Origin of the sequence: Chryseobacterium luquanense (genome assembly GCF_026460945.1) — a bacterium.
GTDB classification, from domain to species: Bacteria; Bacteroidota; Bacteroidia; order Flavobacteriales; family Weeksellaceae; genus Chryseobacterium; species Chryseobacterium luquanense.
In genome coordinates this window covers 1-716 of record NZ_JAOVZV010000038.1, presented here as the reverse complement: position 1 = coordinate 716, position 716 = coordinate 1, and the positions used below count along the sequence as shown (strand labels likewise).

At 32.0% G+C, this 716-nt stretch carries 1 protein-coding gene; it reads left to right on the top strand.

Translation table 11 applies throughout. The features are described 5' to 3' along the window. Window positions 1-189 precede the first annotated feature (189 nt). Window positions 190-576: a type VI secretion system tube protein TssD gene (gene tssD, locus OEA66_RS20350; RefSeq protein WP_267283133.1), complete on the top strand. Its 387-nt coding sequence runs from the start codon at window positions 190-192 to the stop codon at window positions 574-576. Window positions 577-716: the final 140 nt, after the last annotated feature.

Genomic DNA, 716 nt, shown 5'->3' with positions numbered 1-716 from the left:
AAAAAATATTTCTACATTTGATTTATAAATATTTCCACATGATTGTGAAATTTCAGGAAAATATTTATATAAAGTCAGGATATATTCCATATTGGTTTGATGTCAAAATTACAAATGATGAAAAAGCACAAATGAGAATATATTCCATTATTGGTAGTATTAAAATTTAAATCTTTAAATATATTTATTATGTCATTTAAAACCATTTTGGAGTACGCAGGAAAAAAGCGTAACGTATTATCTGTAGAATACGCAATGCTGCAGGAAACCGACAAAACAGGAAGACCCTCTTCCGTTACCCGTGGCGGTAAAATCTTTATTACAGTAGAAGGTACCGGCGAGACCGATCTTTTTGAGTGGATGACCAATTCTTTCGAAAGAAAAGACGGTGTTGTTAAATTCACTAAAAGAGACAGCGATGCTACGCTGAAAGAGCTTAAATTCAAGGAAGCTTACATCGTAAAATACAACGAAAATTTTGATGCATCGGGAGACAACCCATTAACTGAAACTTTCGTGCTTTCGGCAAAAGAAATCGAAATGGGCAATGCAAAACATACCAACGAGTGGGTATAATCCTTATTCAATCCATTAAATTTCTTGAATTCAAATTAGCATTATTGAATAGATAGGGATTGAAATATTGATTTCTACGATGTCCTTATCACTTTGTAATTTCATTGGTTCAAAGATTTTTAAAAACACAGATTCTATTC

What these genes read in the sequence shown, in the direction of transcription:
- tssD (WP_267283133.1), top strand. Translation starts at nt 190, where the DNA reads ATGTCATTTAAAACCATTTTGGAGTACGCAGGAAAAAAGCGTAACGTA.